The organism is Nonlabens sp. Asnod2-A12 (assembly GCF_045063745.1).
Lineage (GTDB): Bacteria > Bacteroidota > Bacteroidia > Flavobacteriales > Flavobacteriaceae > Nonlabens > Nonlabens xylanidelens.
Window position 1 is genome coordinate 390,602 of sequence record NZ_JBEFOB010000003.1, and the last position, 18,959, is coordinate 409,560.

Here is an 18,959-nt window from a genome sequence, read left to right on the forward strand (position 1 = left end):
TAATAGTTGTGTAATCTTAATAAACACTCCTCGCTCCTATTTCTTATTGCGTTTTGCTTTGCGTGCTTTTTTCTCTCTGTATTCCTTAATACGTTGCGCTCTTGCAGACAGTTGTATGCTGTCATAAGACTCTGGCAGGTTATTCTCATACTCCTTCCAGTTTTTACGAGCCTTAAAGTAGTCAAATTCTATCGCCGCTTCTTGGTCTTCTAACTTATCGTCTGTAATGCTGTTTAATAAGATATCTTCTATGTAAAAGTCTTCTATAACAGCCTCAGGACTGTATTCTTCTTTTAACGAGATATCAAAAAGGCTCGCTGTTTTATCAAACCAGAAAGCACTCCAGCCACTACGCAGTCTTCTCAAAAGCGCATAAGCGGTGTCACCGGTCTGTCTATGAATGAGTTTTATGAGTATTTGTCCTTCGGTTTTTGTTAGTTTCTTAAGTTCGGCAGTAAATTCTTCTTCTATGTATTTTTCTACCATTTTAGAGTATTTCTTCTTTTGGTTTTTAGTCCTAAGAGAAGACAGTCGTTGATCTAGAACAGTAAGTCGTTCTGCCGCAAGTTTTGCATACGGCCACACTTTTAATACTTTACGTTTTAAAATCAGGTATTTAATTCGCTCGTATCTGCTCTCAAATTTTAGATCTTGTAAGAGAAGGACACTATTTAATTCTATCGCATTGATAGAATCTCCATCTACATAAAAATACTCGGCAGGAGATTTTATGATCGAGTCCTTTGATACAGGCTGTGGTGATGGTGTCTGTTGCGCTTTCGCGAAAGCGAGACCACAAAAAACCATTAATAAAACGATAACCTTATTCATCATATCCATTTACACACTAAAAGTATTCCAAAAATAAGAAACCCTATAATATACAAGCGTTTTTGAGCATAGATTATTATCTTCACGTTCTAAAATTTATCACATGGCTGAAAAAAGCATTTTAAATAAAAAATCTCTCGACTTTCTTGAAAAATACCTAAATACGGCCTCTCCTACTGGTTATGAATGGAACGGTCAAAAGGTGTGGATGGACTACTTGAAACCATATGTAGATGAGTTTATTACTGATAATTATGGTACCGCAGTAGGTGTTATTAATCCTGATGCAAAGTTTAAAGTCGTTATAGAAGGACATGCTGACGAGATCTCGTGGTATGTAAATTACATTACAGATGATGGTCTTATATACGTAGTGCGCAACGGTGGTTCTGACCATCAAATAGCACCATCTAAAAAGGTAAACATTCATACTAAGAAAGGAATTGTGACTGGAGTCTTCGGATGGCCGGCAATTCACACACGTTCTCGTGCCAAAGAACAACCGCCTAAACCTGACAACATCTTTATAGATACTGGTTGTGAGACTAAGGAAGAGGTGCTAGAACTAGGTGTAGATGTAGGTTGTGTAATCACGTATCCAGATGAGTTTTTTGTGTTGAACAAAAACAAATTTGTATGTCGTGCGCTAGATAACCGTATGGGTGGTTTTATGATAGCCGAGGTGGCTCGTTTATTAAAGGAAAATAAGCAAGAATTAGATTTCGGTCTATATGTAACTAATTCTGTACAAGAAGAGATAGGATTGCGTGGTGCAGAGATGATTACTCAAACCATAAAACCTAATGTTGCGATTGTTACCGATGTGACTCACGATACTACCACACCTATGATTGATAAAAAATCAAATGGTGATGCAGCTATAGGAAAAGGACCTGTCCTGGCCTATGCTCCTGCTATACAGAATAACCTGCGCAACCTAATTATGGACGCGGCAGATGCTAAGGATATCCCTTACCAGCGTCGTGCAACATCACGTTCTACTGGTACGGATACAGATGCCTTTGCTTATTCTAACGGTGGTGTACCTAGTGCGCTTATCTCATTACCTTTACGTTACATGCATACTACGGTAGAAATGGTACATAGAGATGACGTTGAGAATGTCATTAAGATGATTTATGAATCTTTATTGAAAATTGAGAACAATCATGATTTTAATTACTTCTCTAATAAGAATGAAGGTTTATACTAAATCATAAAAGATCTTTTAAGTAAATAATTACTTAAATAGATTGTAATTACAAATCCCTACTGGCGCTAGCCAGTAGGGATTTGTTTTTTAAGGAGTTAGAAAGTTAAGTATTGTGGTTAAATGTTGATAACTGTGCTTTCTATTATAATTAGATTACCGTAGTTTTAAGGCTTGTTAATTAATTATAAAATTAATTAACTCTGCGAAACCCTATCAGTATGATTGAATCCATAAGACATTTTTTTAATTTACTATTTGATAATTCTAGATCTTGGACATTCAGAGCTGCTGCCGGAATTTCAATTATCGGTTTTCTAATTTTAACGGATCTAGTATTAAATTTCACTTATAACCTACATACAAATAACAAAATAAATCAATTAGAAAAAATACAAACTATCAAAAAAGAATATAAAACTGATTCATTGAAACTTCAAAAAATCATTCTTTTAGAAAATATAATAATTGATAAAGAACATTACACTGAGTTTATAAATCGTAATTTATCATATATAAATATCCAAACAGATATAAAAAACGAAAATAGAAATGAGATAATACTTGCATCTGAATCACCTTACTCTCTATTTTGGATGTCATTCTCATCAAATTATTTGATAGCAATAATATTACCTTTTTTAATTTTCTTACCGCTTTACAACAAAGAAAGCAGAAGCGGTAAAGGAATTTTAGGGTGGTTTGCTTCGTTAATAATGATAGGATTAATGACAGTTTTAATTACTTGGATTTCATATCAAATTCCATTGATTTGGAATAATCCAGTTTATAATTACATTCTGAACTTTTTAATACACACAATTTTTTGGTTCACAATCATCAAGTTTAGTTCAAATAAAAAAAATGACACAAATTAACCCTGATTAATATCTTAAAATAAGAAATTATACAATAACAAGACATGCTGTTTTGTTTCGATTCTGTAAAAGGATTGGTAAATTAACTAACACTATTTTAAATTAACACTTCACTACCCAAAAATGAAACCCTTACTCCTATTACTATTTATATCCAACTTTGCTTGTGCTCAATACTGGGGCGGCCAAGAAATTAAAGAAAGTCAATTGGAAAATTGGATTCCAAAATTTGTATTAAAATATGCCGGTTCTTATCATTTTGGTGAAAGTGAAAGTGAATCTGAATTACATTTATATTTCAGTAGAGATGTTATCATAGGTCAGGTGCATAATGCCTATTGGGAAGAAAAAAAGGTATTATCTCGCAAGCGTAATTTTATCAATCTTACTCATATCGAAATAGACAAGAAAGGGAATTTTACCAGCGACCAGTATCATGGTAAGTTTGTGACTTTTACTAATGAGTCTGGAGAGGTCTACAAAGCCTTAAAAATAGATAACCCATGGACCAGTTGGATAGAAGACAGCGCATATGAAATAGGAACCAAAACAAGGTTAGTTTTTGAAAACATCTATTACGGTAACTATCCAAAATCTTCTTACAGAAAATTAGAACCCAATGAATTGAAAAAGATGTCTAAAAATGAGTTGGCCATTATGCGAAATGAAATATATGCTCGATATGGGTATATCTTTATTAAAAATGGCAAGATGGATCAATATTTCAGAAAGCAAGACTGGTACCATGCAGAGCATAAGAATGTAGATCGCTTTTTGAATGAAATTGAAATATATAATATTCAATTAATTAAGAGTCTGGAATAGGGATATAAAATACCAATAACCAGAATTCAATAAAACAATTCCATACCAACCACTCTATTATGAAAACCACCCAACTAAGATATTTATTCACATTTTGTATTCTATTAATAGCAGTACAAAATGGTATCTCTCAAAATATTTACGATAACAAATTAGGAGATTGTGATACCTCAAGATTTGGACTAGAAAGTAAAGTAGAACAGGCAAAAATAGAAGACTCTAAAATCATAGATGCTATTAAGAACAGCCTTAATGAAAAAGCTTTTCAAAAACTAAGAGGTGTATTAAAATTACAAATTATCGTCTATACTGATGGCTCTTCTTGTCTATTCAGTTATGAGAATGAGACCAATTTAAAAGCAAGTGAGTTAGATATAGACTACATAAAAACTGCTGTAGATACTGATTTAGTATGGAATAAAGTAGAAGAAAATGTAACCGCCTTAATAGAAATGAATTTTAAAAAGCGTAAAACAGTAATTAGAAGAATGGGGATTCATGGCGATCTAGGATGGCATATACTTAAAAAGTAAAACATGCCTTTTCTAGGACAGCAAGGGTTTGGGATATTATTAGATCGCTTTATAGAATTCTCTAGTATTAGTGGTCTTGTGGGCGGTTCTTTACTCTTTTTTTGTGCGGTGACTCTTTGGGTTTTTGAGAATGACCTAATGATTAACATACTGCTCATATCAGGTATAATCATAGGGTTATCATTAATATTATGTAAGTTTCTTGAAAAAAGTAAAGATCAAGACCTTCCCTAGTTCTAAGATTGTTTGATTTCTTTAAAGAACTTGTTATAATTCTAATATAGATTTAATCAAGTCGTTATTTAGTATCTCATCAATAATTTTTGATGCCTGTATAGGTGTTTGTGCAGGGTGGCTTTGAAATACTCTCTTATTCAACTCTTCTACCGTATCTGTAAATGGTATTGCTGTATTTTTAGACATCTCTTTTATAGTAGACTTAAATCTCGTGTTAAAATTAAGATTATCAGGATCTACCTTTCCTTCTTTAATGTAACCTCTCATTTTTTTAGAACATCTACAAGGGTTCTTCACATTAACGAGACCACACTTTTTATTCATCCAGTTGTATAGCTCCTGCCTGGTTCTCATTAATTTGATTCTAAAGTTACCTGGTGTAATACCTAAAATCTCACCACCTAGATTATGATCTATATCAAACATTTCTCCTAGGATGTAAATCATGCGTTGTTCCTTAGATAAACAGAGCAACATACCTGTAGTACAATTAATTCTTATCTCTTCAATAGAATCTTTAAATTCCTTTTGTTCTTGGTCGTTTAATTCAAAACTAGGTACAGAATCTATAGAGTTAAAATAACTCTCAAAGCTCACTAATTTTAATTTTGTATTTTGTTTTTTACTATTCAAAAAATGGTTCACGGTAATGCGGTACAACCATGTAGTAAATTTACTTTTACCTTTAAATTGAGAAAGAACCGTAATTACCTTTATAAAAACCTCTTGAGTTAAATCTTCAGCATCTTGTGTATTACCAGCCATTTTAAGAGCTAGATTATATACAAACATCTGGTGTCTAATAATTAAGCCTTGTAACGCTTTTTTATCTCCATCTATCGATAGTTCTACAAGTTGTGTATCGGTATAGTCGGAATAATTACCTGATAAAAGATCCTTCATAATTTGAATTTTAAAAGCCTCATTTCAAACAAATTGAAACAAGGCTTAATTTAAGAAATAATAAATTCTCTACAATTATATAGAGTTAATTCCACCTTGTACAGCAATTTCTTCACCGATGATATAAGAAGAATCATCAGATGCTAAAAACAATACTGCTTTTGCTACCTCTTCTGGATCGCCAAAACGCTTTAAAGCTGTTTGTGCTGTAATAGCCTCTGCAGCTCCAGTAAGAACATCATCTGGTAAACCGATTTTACCCCAAAATGGAGTACCGATAGGTCCAGGACTTACTGCATTCACTCGTATTCCTCTAGGAGCAAGCTCTGCAGACGCAACACGTACCACAGATCTAAGAGCTGCTTTACTAGCACTTAATAAACTACTACCACCGAAACCAACTTCGTTTAAATAAGAAGTAGTCATAATAACAGACGCCTTATCATTTAAGCTTTTGATACCTTTTTGTAAAGTGAAGTAAGAACCTTTAAAGTTCACATCCATCATATCATCAAAAAAAGCTTCATCAGTATCTTCTACAGGAGCCAGTTTTCCTTTACCTACATTTACAAATAGAGTATCTACTCCACCAAATTTTGATGTTGTTTCAGAAAACAATCTTTCTAAATCTGCGTGATTTGTTACATCTCCTTTAACAGCATGACTGTTTGGACCTAGCTGTTCTACAGCAGCATCTAGCGCCTCTTGACCTCTACTGAAGATAACTACTTTAGCGCCATTATTAATAAATTCTTGAGCCGTTGCAAGACCTATTCCACTTGCTCCACCTGTAATTACTGCTACTTTACCTTCTAATTTTCCCATTGTTCTATTTTTTTTAAATATTTTAAACATATTAATAGTGTATCTATAACTTGGACAACAGATAAATGGACGTGTTACAAAACTATTTTTAAAACAATGATTAAAGACAATAGATGATTCTAAAAATATGTAAGATAGAATGCTATTCTCACTGGCTTGTAAAAGAGACTAACCATTGCTCAACATATGACTATCATTACATTCTATAACTTAAAGGAGAAATTAAAAAACTGAATTCTAAGTCATTTATTTAAGAATAAAAAAGTGGCAAATTATATTTAATAATTTTAAAAACTATCTGAATAAAAAGTAGATTTAATGTTATTCACTCTATTAATTGACGCAAATCTAGCCTTGCGTGATGAGCTTATTAAAAAAGCTAGGTTGAATAAGGATATAAAAGATTAATTATGGGCAAATGAGGTTAAAGAATTTGGAATTATTTTTTATAACATGCACTTTATCGTAAAAAAATAAAAATATCTAGTTATTAAAATATTCTTGTATATCTTTTAACTTCATTAAAGTATTTCTTTTGACGAAAAAGCTACTCCTTATCTTACTAATATTTTGCTATAGCGCATCTACTTTTTCTCAAAACAGTACAAGTAAGGTTGCAGATAGTGTGAACGTTTTAATTTCCTTATCTAAGAATAAAAATATAAGTGGTAACTATAAAGATGGATTGAAATTTGCAACTTCAGCAGTGCAACATGCAAATAAAACTACGGATAAACTATTGCAAGCACGGGCTTATGTGAGTCTAGCTAACACCTATCAAGCCATTAATGATAGTGATAATGCAAAAGAGTATTACCAAATAGCACTAGACAAAAAAACAGATGACTATTTTGTAAATGTAGCCTCACTTAATGGATTAGGTAATATATATTCAATAGATAAGAGTACAGCAGATAAAGCTGCAGGTTATTTTGAAAGATCGATATCATACACTCTAGAAGCAGGAAAAAATGAACATTCATTTTACACCTACTATAACATAGCTGGTATGTATTTAAATTTTAAAAATCCAGACAAAGCATATCCTTTTATTCTTAAAGCTAATGAGCTACTACCTAGAATTGAAAAAGAAAACCCTTTGCATCCATTATTGCAAAATTTAAACTTTGCTATTTATCACAACCAAAAAAGAGATCATAGCCTTGCACTTAAATATATTAATAAAGCTCTTAAAATAGCAGAAGAACATGCGCTTAATAAAGAACTCATAGATATATATGATTTCAAAAGCGAAATACATGAAGCGTTAGGAGCTTATGACCTGGCCTTAGCAAGTCTTAAGAAAATGCATTATTATAAAGATCTAGACTTTAATACAGAAAAAAGTCTTCAGGTAGAAGAAGTAACAGCAGATTTTAAGGTTAATGAATTTAAAGAAAAAGCTGAAGCCTCTCAATTAAAGGCTAATTTTATTACCGTAGTGGGAATCGGTACGTTACTATTTCTAAGTACTTCCTTTCTTATTTTTTACAACTATAAGAAGCAATTGTCTTATCAAAAACTTGAAAAAAAGAATAAAGCACTTGTACGAGCTAAGAATGAAGCTGAACATGCTAATAAATTAACATCAGACCTATTAATAAATATTAGCCACGATTTAAGAACACCGTTGTATGGAATTATGGGTATTACCGGAATGCTTATTGAAAACCCATCAATAATAAATACAAAAAAAGGGCTTTTAAATTCTCTAAAATTTTCTGGAGACCATTTAAAAGTCGTTATAAATAATATTCTTAAAATTAAGGAGGTAGAATCTAATAAAATCAGTTTAAAAGTAGCTAAAACCAATTTACACGATTTATTAAGAAACATAGTAAATTCATTAAATTATCTAGCCGATCAACAAGAAACTCAATTAACACTTGATATTTCAGATGACATATTAGAACACTATATTATAGATGGTAATAGTCTATCAGAAGTAATCACTAAACTCATTGATAATGCTATAAAGCATACTACAAATGGTGCTGTTACCTTTTCCATAAAATTGATAAATAAAGAGGCTACAAAGCATTATATTGAATTTAAAGTTTCTGACACAGGATCAGGGATTTCAAAAGAGGATCTGTCTATAATTTTTGATAATTTTAATCAAGGTAATCTAGAAGAAAATACTTCTTATGGAATAGGTTTAGGACTACCCATTGTAAAGTCTCTAATAAAGATGATGGGCAGCAAATTATATGTTAAGAGTGATGTAGGTATAGGATCTGAATTCTCTTTTATACTAGAATGTGAAGTTCCAAATGGAGAAACCGCACGATATACTAGTACAGAACATAAAAGTCTACAAATATTAGTTGTCGAGGATAATAAAATCAATCAAATAGTAACTCAAAAACTAATAAATTTGCTAGGGCATGACTGTACCATTGCCATCAACGGACAAGAAGCTCTAAAAGAATTTAACAGTAACTATTTTGACTTAATCCTAATGGATCTCAACATGCCTATTATGAATGGGTTTGAAGCCTCAAAAGCAATTACTACACAAAACAAAAATATTCCAATAATAGCGTTAACAGCATTACAAATCAGTGAAGTAAAAGAGCGATGCAATAATGTTGGAATACTAGATATTATCAATAAACCTATAGATAAAGAAACTTTAAAAGCTATTATACAGAGTGTTTACAGTTAACATACCTAAACGATAACTTTTAAATTACAAAAATTATAAATCAATACTCGTTGTATCATTAGCTTCATTTATTCTTGTGATAATTCTAGACAGATTGATTCAAACTCTTAAATTTACAGCCTGATAGTAAATGATAGAATTACATTGCAAGAAGAATTAAAACAGCATAGAAACCAGTGTTATACTTGCATGAGGCCAGTAAGCACTTGCATTTGTGACTTTATCAAACCGTTAACAACTAATACTCGTTTTGTTATCTTAATGCACCCTAAAGAGTATAAGAAACAGAAAAACGGTACCGGTCACATGACCCACCTACAACTAGAGAATGCAGAAATCATAGTAGGTGTTGATTTTAATAAGCATCAACGTGTTAATGAAATTCTTTCAGATCAAAATAACGCTTCTTTCCTACTCTATCCTGGTAAACAAAGTTTCAACTTATCCACCAGTAATAGTACAGAAATGAATGATTTTATGGGACAGCATCCCTATCTATTTATATTAGATGGTACCTGGCCCTGTGCTCGTAAAATGCTTAAACTGAGTAAGAACTTACAACAGCTTAAAAGAGTGAGCTTCGACAATACTATTAAATCAAAGTTTATCATCAAGCAGCAACCAGAACCTCTATGCTTAAGTACGATTGAATCTGTTTACACAGTAATTAATTTGCTTAAAACTAACAATTTAGAAAATTGTGATACGAGTAAGTTTCTCGTTCCGTTTGAAAAAATGATTGAATATCAAATGGAATATTTCCTTAACCCAAATAGTAAGAACTATTCTCGAACAGCAAGCAAAAAGATCGCTCCTAAAAATCAATACAAAAAGAATACACAAAGAAGTACTATTCTAGAGTCGTAGTTTTCAACAAGAAATTTATAATACAAATACTTCTTTTTACTCATTAAAAACTAAACCAATTTAGGACACTGCCTTTAGAATACATAGTACTAACTCAAATATCGAGTAATACAAAACACTATAAGAGATAGATGTTTAATTCGCTTTCGCGAAAGCGATAACACATTACCACATAGGCAATTGTATTATACTTGTCTATTGTAGTACTTTAAGAATTTTAATAAGTTGTATATTTTCTCATAATATCTAAAACCTTAACAAATGAAAAAGAACATTTTATCGTTACTAACTCTCTTTGCCATTTTTCCAGTTATACAAGCACAAGAAATCCCCTTAGAACAATTAGAAACACAATCGATTAGTAATTCTAAGATGAATTCTAAATCTATTTTAGAAAATGAAATAGAAGGAATTCATGTGGATCACGTCGCTTTAGGAGATGAGAAAACTCAAGTAGATACATACCAAGAAGGTTATAGAACCATTTATTTATTCATGAAAGGATCAGGAAAAGTCATTGCGGCAGATAAAAGCTATGAAATTGTGCCTGAGACTATATTTTTACCTAATGCTATTGATCATATTAAAATAGAAACGACACCTAGTGAAACGTTGCACTATTTAAAGATAACCAGTAAATTAACGGATCAAGATATAATGGACTTAAAAGAATTCCCTAAAGAGAATACTGAAAATGTATATTATGCAAAATTCACCGATTGTAAATCTTATACAGAGCCTATTAAAAGTCCTAATACAGTAAGTCGTACTATTTTACCTAATAAAATTATTCCTAGAATAGCTATGGGAACCGTGCAAACTACTGGTCCTGATAAAGTAGGTGCTCATGAACACCCTATGTTAGAACAATTATTCTTAGGTTTAACTGATAATGATTGTACCGTGTATGCAGACGATGCTCAAGTAGATTTTCCAGAATACTCTGTTTTACACATTCCTCTAGGCTCCAGCCACTCTGTAACAGTAGAAGAAGATAAAGTTTTATATTATGTGTGGATGGACTTTTTTAAAGATAAGAAAGGTGAAGAATGGTTAAAAACTCACAATCAAGATGAGGATAAGGACCACAAAAAAAAGAAGTAAGATTCTATTATTTTGTTTTAATTAAAAAATCTCCCAAAAACAACAAGTTGTTTTTGGGAGATTTTTTTAATCTGAGATATCTATAACTAATTATCTTACAAATAGCTGTACTCTATCTACTGGTGTAGAGTTAGAAGGAAGACCTCCATTCCAGGAGTTAACACTACCTATAGAATAAAACCAGTTACCACTGTTAACTGTTCCATCTAGATAGGTATTACCACCAGATGATTCAAGTCCACCCCATCCATTGTTAGTCATAGAAATATTTATAGGTGTGTAACCAGTTACAGGACTTGTACTAGATGCTCCACTTCTAGGGTCAAATGTTTGGCTCCAGTGATTAGTTAAATTTAACGTTGGGTAATGCAATCTAAATTCATAACCTGCTGCAGATTTGACTTCATCTAGTTTGCTTAAAATAGAATATTTGTTTGTGGATAATCCTGGAGAGGCTACATTAAACTCATTTGCTTGAGCATCATTTGAAAAATAACCTCCAGCTGTATTATGAGCAAATACTAAAGTCCAACCACCGCCATCGTTAGTCATATCACAATAACAATCATAAGATGGGTTACTACCAGCACCATCAGGATCTATCGTATAAACACCGTCAGTTCTAGCGCCAGCATTATAATAAGCGAGACAGGATTCAAACACATTAGTCACAGTAGTACTTGCATTACAACTAGCGCCGCGCCCCATTAAGGTAACTGTAAAATTATCTGTTTGTTCATTTATAGGAGTACCAGTACCGTTTAATGTAATCGTATTTAAACCTATAGAAGTAAATGCTCCAGATGCAGAAAAGCTATATCCATTCACAGTATTGGTAGTAATGGTATAAGGTTCTATCACATTAACAAATACGTCTACCGTTAGTGTATTACTAGGATTTAAAGGACTTCCCGCTTGGTAACCTCCATTTATACTAGTAGAAGAACAATCTAATGAGTTAATAGGCATTTCTCCTAAACATCCAGACCAAGAAGAGCCTTTATAGTATTGAAAACAATTACTGTCTAGATTATAAATAAAAAGACCTTCGGCAGGAGATAGAATATTATCCCTTTGTACTTCAGTCATTCTAGGTAATAAAACACCTTGATCTGTAGATTCTATATGTAATGCACTAGAAGCATCTGGAGCCGCAGTTCCTATACCTACTTGTGAAAAACCAACATTAAAACTAATCAGAACAATTATTAATACGCAATGAAACTTGAGCATAGAATTTAACTTAATATTAATAGTATTACCCTACAATTATAAGTCATTAAATCATTTAACTTTAGATAATTAATAAGAAATTTTAATAATAATCAGATTCCTTCATGCAACCACTTATAAACCGTTTTAAATAGTATAAATTATGCTGTATTTAATCGATAAATGCAGTATTTACACGTATTAACAAAGCAGCATGTACTTATTTTAAACGCTTTTGTTTCATTAAAGAGCTCCATATTTAAATTAAAATTAAACACTATATACCTACTTAGATGTTCTAGAACGCAACAAGTGTTTTACCTTTGTAGGAAGAACTTATTTTATGTCCCTTACCCATCGCATACTTTTTGAAGACAATCATCTTATAGCGATTAATAAACAATCTGGTGATCTAGTTCAAGGAGATAAAACTGGAGATGAAATACTGCCAGATTTAATTAAAGACTATATCGCAAAGAAATATGATAAACCAGGCGCTGTATTTTTAGGCGTTGTACATAGGCTAGATAGACCTACTAGTGGTGTAGTGATATTTGCTCGTACCTCAAAAGCATTGCCTAGAATGAATAAACTTTTTTCTGAGCATAAAACAGAAAAAACTTACTGGGCGATTATAGAAGGTAAAGCTCCTAATAAAACCGCTCGACTAGAGCATTACCTCGTGCGCAATCCTAAACAGAATAAAAGTTATGCTCACGACCACGAAGTGCCTAATTCAAAAAAGGCTGTACTTTCCTATACTGTAATTAAAGAATTAGATCGTTACACCTTATTAGAAGTTAAATTAGAAACTGGTAGACACCACCAAATAAGATCTCAATTAAGCAAGATAGGTTGTGTTATCAAAGGTGATTTAAAATATGGAGCAAAACGCAGCAACAAAGATGGCAGCATACACCTACATGCTAGGTTTTTAGAATTTATCCATCCGGTAAAAAAAGAAGCTGTAAAAATTACCGCACCAGTAAATGTTAAAGACCCTATCTGGAAAGCTGTTTCAAAGCTTTAATTCTTATGTTTTCTTAATAGTTAACATTTTACGTTGATTATTACTTAGCTTTACTTTTCATAGTCACAAAATATGAATGCAAAGCAACTCCATAAATCACAACTAGACTTTTTTAAAACTCGTAAAACGGTAGATGTATCTTATCGCATTAAGAGTTTACAGCTTCTCAAAAAAGCCATAGAAAGTCGAGAAAAAGAGATCTATAAAGCACTTGCAACCGATCTTTCTAAGAGTGAATTTGAAGCTTTTCTTACCGAGTACAATGTTATCTTAGGAGAACTTAAAAGCTACATTAAGAAAACTCGTAAACTATCTCAACCTAAAAAGGTTAGACCTTCTATACTCAACTTTCCATCTAGGTCTAGAAGATATCCAGAACCTTATGGTAATACATTAATTATCTCACCGTGGAACTATCCATTTCAACTCGCATTAGGCCCATTAATAGGTGCGGTAGCTGCTGGTAACACAGTGGTGTTAAAACCGAGCGAATTCACCACTGCTACCTCTCAATTATTAAGTGATATTATAGAAGAAGCTTTTGTAAAAGAGCATGTTTGTGTTGCTCTAGGTGATGCTACCGTAGCACAAGAATTAACTGCTTTGCCATGGAATTACATCTTTTTTACAGGTAGTCCGGCCGTAGGTAAAAAAATATATCAGGCCGCGGCAAAACACCTCACTCCTGTGACTCTAGAATTAGGTGGTAAAAATCCATGTGTCATAGATAGTACTGCGCATTTAAAAGTTGCTGCAAAACGTATCGTCTGGGCAAAATTCTTAAATGCAGGACAGACTTGCATTGCTCCAGATTACTTACTCGTGCACAAAGATGTAAAAGAAGAACTGGTGGGTGAGATTAAAAAACAAATTCATCAATTCTTTGGAGCCGATGTAAAAAGCTCTCCAGACCTGCCTAGAATCATAAGAAACGATCAGTTTGATAGACTCATGGAAATGTTAGAAAATGAAACTATTCTACAAGGTGGTGATAATGACAGGGCATCGTTATACCTCACTCCTACTTTGATAGATGAGCCTAGTCGTGAGAGTAAGGTGATGCAACAAGAAATTTTTGGTCCTATTTTACCTGTCATCAGTTATGAAAACAAAGAAGACCTTGAACAGTGGATAGATAGTTATGAAAAACCTCTAGGTGCTTATTGTTTTACCAGCAATTCTAAATTTGAGAAATGGTTTTTGAACAGATTTTCCTTTGGCGGTGGTGTTATCAACGACAGTATCGTTCAGTTTATAAATGACCGCCTTCCCTTTGGTGGCGTCGGTAACAGTGGTATGGGATCGTACCATGGAGAAAAAACGTTTGAAACTTTTTCACATTATAAGAGTGTTGTACATCGTGGCACCTGGATAGATTTACCTTTAAAATATGCACCATATCAAGGGAAATTGAAAACTATAAAAAAATTACTTCAGTGGTTATAATCTTAATCGCAGCATTCACAAAATGGTCATAAAGTGTCGTTAAGATGTTGTTAGCACGCTTTCGCGAAAGCGGAACCACAACTATCTTTAAGGAAAAAAGACATGATTAAGGAAGGGTCTATGGTAAAGTGGAAATGGGGAAACGGTACCGCAACAGGTAAAGTAGAGTCTACGTTTTCTAAGAAAGTAACGAGAAAGATCGATGGAAATGAAGTCACTAGAAATGGTGAAGAAGGAAACAAAGCTCTTTATATTAAACAGGAAGATGGTGATAGTGTTTTAAAACTAGAAAGTGAAGTAGAACGTGCCGATTAATCATTTTAAATGACTAAATTTAACAATTTAATATTCCCATTTTGGATCTATCTTTAATTACATCACAACAATTGCTAGCGTCTAGCGCACAAAGCCTTTTGGGCTTGCTATTTATAGCGAGTTTTTTTGTGGTCGCCTGGTTGTGGTTTTTAAAAAGTCAACGCTCAAATACCGACGCTCCTAAGAGCTCTGTTTCTATAAAAATAGATAGAAACGGAAAATATAGATACGAAGCAGTACCTAATTCTGGTAATAGCAATCTTAAATTTTGGATTAAAATAATTATTGCAATTATGGCACTTGCTTTTTTATGGATTCCTATAAAATCGTTTATCAATCCGCAGTATTAAATTATGGCACAGTTAATTAAAATTTACGAGGATAATCCTAATCAAAAAGAACTAGAACGTATAGTTAAAGCAATGCGCGCTGGTGCTCTAGTTATATATCCTACAGATACTGTCTATGGTCTAGGGTGTGATATTACTAATAAACCTGCCTTAGAAAAAATTGCTAGAATTAAAGGTGTGAAACTAGAAAAGGCTAACTTTTCTTTTATCTGTGAAGACTTAAGTAATCTAAGTGATTATGTAAGCCAGATAGACTCTCATACTTTTAAAATATTAAAGCGCAACCTGCCAGGTCCTTATACCTTTATTTTACCAGGTAATAACAATTTACCGACTGTTTTTAAGAAAAAGAAAACGGTAGGAATACGTGTGCCGGATAATAATATTGCTATAGAATTAGTAAAACTATTAGGCAATCCTATTATCTCTACTTCTATTAAAGATGAAGATGAAGTGGTAGAATACACTACAGACCCTAGTCTTATTGCAGAGAAATGGGATAACCTAGTGGACTATGTTATAGATGGCGGTTATGGTGGTAACATAGGTTCTACTATCGTAGACCTTACTGAAGATGAGCCAATAATCATACGTGAAGGAAAAGGATCTATAGATTTATAAACCTTGATTTCTAGATTTCATAAGACAGAGTTTTATACTAGTATTCTAATTTTTGCGATTAGCATTATTACTTATATGTATGTTTTATCAGAAACTATACATTTAAGAGAGTCTACAATGGATATCAATATTCATGACACCTATTACCTTTTTTCTTCTATTGATTTCTTTACTCTATTCTTATTTTCGGAATTATTTCAAGTTTGATAATTTTTATTTTAAGCTTGAAAAAATTTAAAGCTTTTTCATTACTATCATTAATATTTACAGTTTGTTTTTCTTTATTTGTCTATTCTACTTTATCAAATTTTGTATACTCAACAATTTATTTGCCTGATCTTCCAAAACGGTATTACATAAATACAGTTTTTCCAGAAGAAAATAACTTTAGGTTACTTATTATCATCTCTTTACTTATCTCTTTTCTTTCTTTATTGATTTTAATAGTTTGTAAACTCCTGAGAGTTAAAAAGAAGGTTAATTAATTCCTGTTTACTTTACTCACAAAGCTTTCTTATTTCACACTTTCTTATTAGAATGGTATCTATTTAATCTCTAATTTTAGAAGAAATAAAAACACTATAATAATGTCTTATTTAGAAAAAGAAACTGCACAACAAGATGCTAACGTAAGTATCTATTTTGAAGATCACGGTAGCGGACAACCTATAATTTTAATACATGGATGGCCTTTAAGTGGCGCACAATGGGAATATCAAGTACCTGTACTAGTAGATGCTGGTTATCGTGTAATTACTTATGACCGTAGAGGTTTTGGTCGTTCTTCTAGACCATATAATGGTTATGATTATAACACTATGGCTAGCGACCTACATGACTTAATTGAACAATTAGATCTAGATAACGTTATTCTTGCTGGTTTTTCTATGGCAGGTGGTGAGCTGGCTCAATATGTAGATACTTATGGAACTAGTAAAATAGATAAATTGATCTTTATAAGCTCTATCGCTCCTTACCTACTCAAAACAGATGACAACCCTAGCGGTGCTCCTGACGAGGTATTTAAAGGAATGGAAGATAATGTGAGAAAAGATCGAGCTGGATTCTTAAAAGGTTTTGGTAATGGGTTTGTGAACTATGACGATAATAAAGATCGCATTTCTCAAGGTCAGCTGGACTATAATTTCCAGATAGCAGCTGGTGCAAGTCCTAAAGGCTCGCTGGATTGCATCAACGCATTCGGTAGAACAGATCTTCGTCAGGCACTAGAAAAAATAGATGTCCCTACCCTATTTATACATGGTGATGCCGATAATATTGTACCTATAGAACCTAGTTCTAAACAAGGACACGAGATAGTAAAAGACTCAAAATTAGAAATTATCAAAGGTGCTCCACATGGACTTTATGTTACTCATAAAGGAGAACTTAATCAACTGCTATTAGATTTTATCAAATAACATTTTTTAAAAATCTAAAACTTCATAGCGCTCTAGAGATTTTTCTAGAGCGTTTATTTTTTGCTCTATTTTATTGAAAAAACGTGCACGCTCTTTAGAATTAGAATGTGATAAGGAAGTAGCCTGTTTCAACTGGTGTTTAAAATATCCTTCAATGCGGTGCAACATATTACTAGCCGTAAATCTTATGTAACCCAACATGGTCATAGTGACAAAGCCAGCCACAGGCTTGCCATGCTTATAAGCAATAGAATTATTGGTCATTATTAATAATTCATGATAGTGTATGTCATAACGATCTGTAAGCAGTTCTTTTTGCTTTAAAGCAATTAGGTTTTTAATGTCTTTACACAATATTCTAGCGTCTTCTAGTCGTAACATTCCTGCGGTAAGAAAATAATCGATCTGCTTGAGACTGCTAGTTACTGTAGTATCATTCCATATTTCACACACCTCAAATCGTTCAATGAGTTGTGCTATTTCCTTCATCGCCGACTTCATTTCCATAGTCAGGTGAAAGTTCTCATATTTAGTTTCCATAAATGTAGGATCCATAAGTTGCAACCACACATAAATTTTAAACCTAGCCAGTTCACTATTATCAAAATGATGGTACACAGGAATATCCTTTGCACTGTACTCAAAACGCACACCATCTTTACCTAGTTGCGTGAGGTTCTTGACTGTTTCTACTAGATATTCTTCCATACTCTTAATAGAATTCACATGAGTAGTAGCCTCGCCTAGTGCACTTAATTTTACATCTTGCACCATGATATTATCCAGTGAGAACTGCCCTGTTTTTGCCAGTTCCATAGCTTCATCTGCTGTTAATTTTGCTTTACCTTGAATACGTCTATAGGCAGCATCATAACTTATATCTAAGACATTTGCTACTTGTTGTATAAAAGATGTTTGGTCAGTTACGCTTTCGCGAAAGCGATTAATAATTAAGTCTTGTTTTTTCATTTTGCGTTATTCACAAATTAAAAGTACGAAATACTTATTTAACGCAAATCTTGTTTTAAAAAACACAATAGATTTGGAATATAATAAAAAAACTACCTATTATGAATATTCCTAAAGTGCTCATTCTATTCCGTTTATTACTTGCTCCCATTATTTTAGGACTTGCCTATTTTATAGGTGACGATTCTAAAACAACCATAATAGTGCTCATGTATCTAGGGTTGATCTCTGACATTCTAGATGGTATAGTAGCAAGAAAACAAGGTGTTTCCAGTACTAGTTTAAGAAGAATGGATAGTCAGACAGATATGGTGTTTTGGCTTTCTATAGGATTTGCCACGTGGATACTCTATCCACAACTTATTGCAAATAATTACGTTTCTATATATGTAATTCTTGCTATGGAGATTGCATGCTACGTGATAAGTCTGGTTAAATTTAAAAAGGAAACTTGTACACATGCATTTCTATCAAAATTGTGGGGTATTACTTTACTCGTTGCTTTTACATCGTTGATAGGTTTTAATCATTCAGGAATTCCCTTTGCACTAGCTATAGTCATGGGACTTATATCGCATATAGATAGAATACTTATCACTATCATACTTCCTAAATGGACGCATGATATACCGAGTGCATACCATGCTTACTTGATAAGAAAGGGTATCGATTTTAAAAGAAATGATTTATTAAACGGCTAACTAAAACCTATAA

20 protein-coding genes are annotated in these 18,959 nt (G+C 32.7%); 15 read left to right on the forward strand and 5 right to left on the reverse strand.

Annotation, left to right across the window (positions count from 1 at the left end):
• Window positions 1-36: 36 nt before the first annotated feature.
• A complete protein-coding gene (locus ACJJVJ_RS01870) occupies window positions 37-831 on the reverse strand; it encodes a DUF4294 domain-containing protein (RefSeq protein ID WP_245890645.1) in 795 nt (264 codons plus the stop codon).
• Between the two features lie 103 nt (window positions 832-934).
• On the opposite strand from ACJJVJ_RS01870, the gene ACJJVJ_RS01875 reads away from it, so the two are divergent.
• The 5 genes from ACJJVJ_RS01875 to ACJJVJ_RS01895 all read left to right on the forward strand — a co-directional run bounded on the left by ACJJVJ_RS01875 (window position 935) and on the right by ACJJVJ_RS01895 (window position 4,511).
• Window positions 935-2,044 carry a M42 family metallopeptidase gene (locus tag ACJJVJ_RS01875; protein ID WP_104514887.1) on the forward strand — a complete coding sequence of 370 codons (1,110 nt, stop codon included), beginning with the start codon at window positions 935-937 and terminating at the stop codon, window positions 2,042-2,044.
• Between the two features lie 218 nt (window positions 2,045-2,262).
• On the forward strand, window positions 2,263-2,919 hold the full coding sequence (locus tag ACJJVJ_RS01880) for a hypothetical protein (protein WP_405368576.1): 657 nt from the start codon (window positions 2,263-2,265) through the stop codon (window positions 2,917-2,919).
• A 123-nt stretch (window positions 2,920-3,042) separates the two neighbouring features.
• Entirely contained in the window at window positions 3,043-3,744 is a 702-nt protein-coding gene (locus tag ACJJVJ_RS01885) for a YARHG domain-containing protein (RefSeq protein ID WP_405368578.1), read from the forward strand.
• A 59-nt stretch (window positions 3,745-3,803) separates the two neighbouring features.
• Window positions 3,804-4,277, forward strand: coding sequence for a hypothetical protein (locus tag ACJJVJ_RS01890; protein WP_405368580.1), 474 nt, complete (start codon window positions 3,804-3,806; stop codon window positions 4,275-4,277).
• A gap of 3 nt (window positions 4,278-4,280) precedes the next feature.
• Entirely contained in the window at window positions 4,281-4,511 is a 231-nt protein-coding gene (locus ACJJVJ_RS01895) for a hypothetical protein (protein ID WP_405368582.1), read from the forward strand.
• A gap of 33 nt (window positions 4,512-4,544) precedes the next feature.
• On the opposite strand, the gene ACJJVJ_RS01900 is transcribed toward ACJJVJ_RS01895, so the two are convergent.
• Entirely contained in the window at window positions 4,545-5,417 is an 873-nt protein-coding gene (locus tag ACJJVJ_RS01900) for an RNA polymerase sigma factor (protein WP_405368584.1), read from the reverse strand.
• 75 nt (window positions 5,418-5,492) lie between these two features.
• The gene (locus tag ACJJVJ_RS01905) at window positions 5,493-6,242 is read right to left on the reverse strand and encodes an SDR family oxidoreductase (protein ID WP_405368586.1); all 750 of its coding nucleotides are present in this window, start codon (window positions 6,240-6,242) and stop codon (window positions 5,493-5,495) included.
• Between the two features lie 535 nt (window positions 6,243-6,777).
• On the opposite strand from ACJJVJ_RS01905, the gene ACJJVJ_RS01910 reads away from it, so the two are divergent.
• The 3 genes from ACJJVJ_RS01910 to ACJJVJ_RS01920 all read left to right on the forward strand — a co-directional run bounded on the left by ACJJVJ_RS01910 (window position 6,778) and on the right by ACJJVJ_RS01920 (window position 10,881).
• Complete coding sequence (locus ACJJVJ_RS01910) at window positions 6,778-8,910, forward strand: response regulator (protein WP_405368588.1); 2,133 nt, start codon at window positions 6,778-6,780, stop codon at window positions 8,908-8,910.
• Between the two features lie 144 nt (window positions 8,911-9,054).
• Entirely contained in the window at window positions 9,055-9,777 is a 723-nt protein-coding gene (locus ACJJVJ_RS01915) for a tRNA-uridine aminocarboxypropyltransferase (protein WP_405368590.1), read from the forward strand.
• 261 nt (window positions 9,778-10,038) lie between these two features.
• Window positions 10,039-10,881, forward strand: coding sequence for a hypothetical protein (locus tag ACJJVJ_RS01920; protein WP_405368592.1), 843 nt, complete (start codon window positions 10,039-10,041; stop codon window positions 10,879-10,881).
• Window positions 10,882-10,971: 90 nt separating this feature from the next.
• Here the strand turns inward: ACJJVJ_RS01920 and ACJJVJ_RS01925 are convergent, their stop codons facing one another.
• Window positions 10,972-12,114, reverse strand: a complete 1,143-nt coding sequence (locus tag ACJJVJ_RS01925) for a fibrinogen-like YCDxxxxGGGW domain-containing protein (RefSeq protein ID WP_405368594.1) — start codon at window positions 12,112-12,114, stop codon at window positions 10,972-10,974.
• Window positions 12,115-12,436: 322 nt separating this feature from the next.
• Between ACJJVJ_RS01925 and ACJJVJ_RS01930 the strand changes: the two genes are divergently transcribed.
• From ACJJVJ_RS01930 to ACJJVJ_RS01955, 6 genes are all read left to right on the forward strand, one after another.
• The gene (locus tag ACJJVJ_RS01930) at window positions 12,437-13,123 is read left to right on the forward strand and encodes an RluA family pseudouridine synthase (protein WP_405368596.1); all 687 of its coding nucleotides are present in this window, start codon (window positions 12,437-12,439) and stop codon (window positions 13,121-13,123) included.
• A gap of 72 nt (window positions 13,124-13,195) precedes the next feature.
• A complete protein-coding gene (locus tag ACJJVJ_RS01935) occupies window positions 13,196-14,569 on the forward strand; it encodes an aldehyde dehydrogenase (protein ID WP_405368597.1) in 1,374 nt (457 codons plus the stop codon).
• A gap of 102 nt (window positions 14,570-14,671) precedes the next feature.
• On the forward strand, window positions 14,672-14,884 hold the full coding sequence (locus tag ACJJVJ_RS01940) for a DUF2945 domain-containing protein (RefSeq protein WP_405368599.1): 213 nt from the start codon (window positions 14,672-14,674) through the stop codon (window positions 14,882-14,884).
• Between the two features lie 41 nt (window positions 14,885-14,925).
• Window positions 14,926-15,234 carry a hypothetical protein gene (locus ACJJVJ_RS01945; protein WP_405368601.1) on the forward strand — a complete coding sequence of 103 codons (309 nt, stop codon included), beginning with the start codon at window positions 14,926-14,928 and terminating at the stop codon, window positions 15,232-15,234.
• A gap of 3 nt (window positions 15,235-15,237) precedes the next feature.
• Window positions 15,238-15,855 (forward strand): L-threonylcarbamoyladenylate synthase, encoded by a 618-nt coding sequence (locus ACJJVJ_RS01950; RefSeq protein ID WP_104514901.1) that lies wholly within the window; start codon window positions 15,238-15,240, stop codon window positions 15,853-15,855.
• A 587-nt stretch (window positions 15,856-16,442) separates the two neighbouring features.
• A complete protein-coding gene (locus tag ACJJVJ_RS01955) occupies window positions 16,443-17,276 on the forward strand; it encodes an alpha/beta fold hydrolase (protein WP_405368604.1) in 834 nt (277 codons plus the stop codon).
• Window positions 17,277-17,282: 6 nt separating this feature from the next.
• Here ACJJVJ_RS01955 and ACJJVJ_RS01960 read toward each other — a convergent pair whose 3' ends face one another.
• Window positions 17,283-18,245 (reverse strand): hypothetical protein, encoded by a 963-nt coding sequence (locus tag ACJJVJ_RS01960; protein ID WP_405368606.1) that lies wholly within the window; start codon window positions 18,243-18,245, stop codon window positions 17,283-17,285.
• A 101-nt stretch (window positions 18,246-18,346) separates the two neighbouring features.
• On the opposite strand from ACJJVJ_RS01960, the gene ACJJVJ_RS01965 reads away from it, so the two are divergent.
• Window positions 18,347-18,946 carry a CDP-alcohol phosphatidyltransferase family protein gene (locus ACJJVJ_RS01965; RefSeq protein ID WP_405368608.1) on the forward strand — a complete coding sequence of 200 codons (600 nt, stop codon included), beginning with the start codon at window positions 18,347-18,349 and terminating at the stop codon, window positions 18,944-18,946.
• The last annotated feature ends 13 nt before the right edge of the window (window positions 18,947-18,959 follow it).